Origin of the sequence: Loktanella sp. DJP18 (assembly GCF_049310965.1) — a bacterium.
Lineage (GTDB): Bacteria > Pseudomonadota > Alphaproteobacteria > Rhodobacterales > Rhodobacteraceae > Loktanella.
The window spans coordinates 1-3,467 of record NZ_JBMERN010000227.1; the positions used below are offsets into that span (position 1 = coordinate 1).

General features: G+C 63.2%; 3 protein-coding genes and 1 pseudogene. 3 read left to right on the top strand and 1 reads right to left on the bottom strand.

Features of this window, described 5'->3' with window-relative positions:
* Positions 1-494, top strand: a 494-nt coding sequence (locus ACOI1H_RS24285; RefSeq protein ID WP_422440789.1) for a transposase, incomplete at its 5' end; no start/stop codon positions are given.
* 173 nt (positions 495-667) lie between these two features.
* Here ACOI1H_RS24285 and ACOI1H_RS24290 read toward each other — a convergent pair.
* Positions 668-901 carry a hypothetical protein gene (locus ACOI1H_RS24290; protein ID WP_422440790.1) on the bottom strand — a complete coding sequence of 78 codons (234 nt, stop codon included), beginning with the start codon at positions 899-901 and terminating at the stop codon, positions 668-670.
* A gap of 172 nt (positions 902-1,073) precedes the next feature.
* On the opposite strand from ACOI1H_RS24290, the pseudogene istA reads away from it, so the two are divergent.
* Positions 1,074-2,610, top strand: a pseudogene (istA, locus tag ACOI1H_RS24295) (IS21 family transposase).
* Positions 2,607-3,422 (top strand): IS21-like element helper ATPase IstB, encoded by an 816-nt coding sequence (istB, locus tag ACOI1H_RS24300; protein WP_422440791.1) that lies wholly within the window; start codon positions 2,607-2,609, stop codon positions 3,420-3,422. Before istA ends, istB begins: the two are co-directional and overlap by 4 nt.
* Positions 3,423-3,467 lie beyond the last annotated feature (45 nt).

The window sequence follows — 3,467 nt, forward strand, 5'->3', positions numbered from 1 at the left end:
GCCTTTTTGCGGCGGATTGGTCGATGGCTCCGGTGGTGGAGGCCTTGCAGGCGTTGCGCGGCGTCGCTTTCATCACGGCGGTGACAGTCGTGTGCGAGGTTGGCGACATCCGCCGCTTTGCCAAACCGCGTCAGCTGATGGCGTTTCTCGGCCTTGTGCCGGGAGAACGGTCCAGCGGAGAGACGCGGCGTCAAGGCGGGATTACAAAGGCGGGCAACGTGCTGGCCCGGGCGGTTCTGATCGAAGCGGCCTGGTCATACCGCACACCAGCCAAGATAGGCGCGCAGATGATGCTGCGGCAGGAAGGGATCCCTCAGGCTGCGAAAGATATCGGATGGAAAGCGCAGGTCCGCCTGTGTGGCCGTTACCGCCGCTTGATGGCGCGGGGCAAGAAGTCTGCACTGGCTGTTACGGCAGTGGCGCGGGAACTTGTCGGCTTCATCTGGGCCATCGCCCATATCACCGAGCCAACTGGTGTCGAAGGTGCGGCGTGACTTATCTGTGCTTCTCCCGCCACACCGCTGCCCGCCATAGATGGCGTGACGGTCAGCGACATGGCTGCCGCACAGCCTTGTAGACGAATGACGAAAATACCGGAACAGGACCAGACCGGAAAGGAAGAGAAACCTGAACGCAGACGATGCGATGGCCAGGGTGCCGGAGCCGGTCAGAGAAATCCCCCATGGTGGTTAGAGAGCGGCGCTTGCTTGCCGTATTCACGCGCGACAGAAACAGGGATCTCGCGACGTATGCCGGTATGCGCCTTTGACGCGCGGATAAGAGCTTGATCAGCCGTCGCTGTTAGCTCCGGCATCCTGCCCATCGCATTCTGACGACGCGAAACGCCTGACGGAAAACTGGCGGCAGATAAGTCGTGCGCATCGGAATTGACTACGGTCATAAGAACCACCATGGCCGGTGCCGACAACCACCTTGGCCGGTGGGGCTGAACGGAGGACGGGCATGCCCGTCCGGAGGGCAGCCCCACCGGCCTGATTGATATTTCGGGAGTAGGTGCTGGTCGCTGCGGGTTGGTAAGCCGGAATCCTCTGCGTTCATACGGAGGAGCCGGTTTGGCCTACAAACCCATCACCGACCAGCAATTGAGATTATACATGACCGACCTCCAAAACCACACTCAGCGCACATCGGCCGCCCGCGCCGGGTTCAGCGAGCGGAGCGCCAGGCGTTTCGATGCGGACCCGACCCCGCCTTCGCAGCGCAAGATCGTTCACGGACGCACGGTGTCCGATCCCCTTGATGGCTACTGGCAGAACGACCTCCTCCCCTTGCTTGAGAATGACAGTGCGTTGCAGGCCGTTACTCTGCTGCGCCACCTTCAGGGTCTGCACCCTGTGGCGTTTCCTGACGATCGTATCCGGCGCACTCTGGAGCGGCGTGTGCGGCAGTGGCGGGCGCTGAAGGGTCCTGAGCGCGACATCATCTTCCGCCAGGTGCCAGAGCCGGGATACATGGCCCAGTCCGACTTCACCCATGCCGAGGAACTGGAGGTGACGATCGCAGGCCAGCCGTTCCCGCACCTGCTTTACCACTTCGTCATGGTCTACAGTCGGTGGGAGCATGTCGGCGTGGTTCTTGGCGGGGAAAGCTTCACGGCGCTGGCCGAGAACTTGCAGCAGGCCCTCTGGTCACTCGGCGGTGCGCCGCAAAACCACCGGACCGATAGCCTCTCGGCCGCGTTCCGCAACCTGACCGCCGACCAGCGTAAGGACATGACCAAGCGCTATGATGCGTTCGTCGGCCATTACGGCATGGACGCCAGCCGCAACAATCGCGGTGAGGCCCATGAGAACGGGGCGGTTGAATCGCAAAACCGGCACTTGAAGACGGCCATCAAGCAGGCGCTGATCCTGCGGGGCAGCCGCGACTTTGCCTGCGTCGAGGACTACAGACGTTTCGTCGACATGCTGGTGGCGCGGCGCAACCGCCAGCGGGCGGCGGCCGTTCAGGCGGAACGGGCCCACCTAAAGCCTTTGCCGCGGCGGCGCACCATCGACTTTACCGAGATCGTGGTGCCGGTCTCGCGGACCGGCGGTTTCCTGGTCAAGAGCATCTTCTACAGCGCTCCGTCGCAACTGATCGGGCAACGTCTGCGTGTCCACCTTTACGATGATCGCATCGAGGCGTTTCTCGGCGGCTCCCTTGTCGTCAGTCACCCCCGGGCGCGTGGGCGCGGCGATGGACATCGCGTCCACGTCATCAACTACCATCACGTGATCCATGCCCTGCGGCGCAAACCGTTTCGCCGAAGGCGAACCTCCGGTTCGACAGGCCCTGTGGAGCTCGATCTATCGCGACAGCCTGTTCCCCCGGACCGAATACGCCGAAGCCTGGAAGGTGCTGCAACGGGACCTGCCGAGACGGGATGCCTGCCGCCGCATGGTCGAACTACTCTTCATCGCCCATGAGCAAGCCTGCGAGGCGGAACTGGCGCATCTGCTGGCGGCAGACCTTTATGCGGGCCAGGTGCCGGACACCAAGGCCCTGGCTTCACGGCTGGCACCAAGGCTCATGACGTTGCCCAAGGATGTCGCCGTCGCCCACCCATCGCTGGCCAGCTTCGACGCTCTGCTGGGGGCAAGCGCATGACTGTCCGCGAGGTCGACATCCACACGCTGCCCAGCATGCTGACCGCGCTGCGGCTGCCCAGTTTCCAAAAACTCTGGGCCGAGATCGCCACGCGCGCCGACACCGAAGGCTGGCCCGCCGCCCGTTTCCTCGCCGTGCTGGCGGAATACGAACTGGCCGAGCGCGACATGCGTCGCATCCAGCGCCATCTGAACGAGTCGCAGCTTCCCGCAGGCAAGACGCTGGCGACCTTCGACTTCAAGGCCCTGCCGACCCTCCCACGTGCCCGGGTGGAGGCTTTGGCGGCCGGCGACTGGCTGGACGGGGGCGGCAACCTGATTGCCATCGGTAACTCCGGCACCGGCAAGACACACATCCTGTGTGCGATCGGCCATGCTCTGATCGAGGCAAGACACCGCGTCTTCTACACCCGGACCAGCGATCTGGTGCAAAGGCTCCAGGCGGCCCGCCGCGATCTCGTTCTCGAGGCCGCACTGGCAAAGCTCGACAAGTTCGACCTGATCATCCTCGACGACATCACCTACGCCCACAAGGATCAGGCCGAAACCGGCGTCCTCTTTGAACTGATCGCCCGGCGCTACGAATACCGCAGCATTGCCATCGCGGCCAATCAGCCGTTCAGCGGATGGGATCAGATCTTCCCGGACAAGGCCATGACCGTCGCGGCCATCGACCGCCTTGTCCACCACGCAAGCATCCTCGAGATGAACGCCGAAAGCTTCCGTCAGCGCGCCGCAGCCTCCAACAAGAATGCTCAGGCCGAAACGTCAGCGACAACCAATACCGACAACCAAAACGAAGGAGAAACCTGAGCCAAGACACCGAACCACACACCAACCCCGGCGGCTTCAAAACCG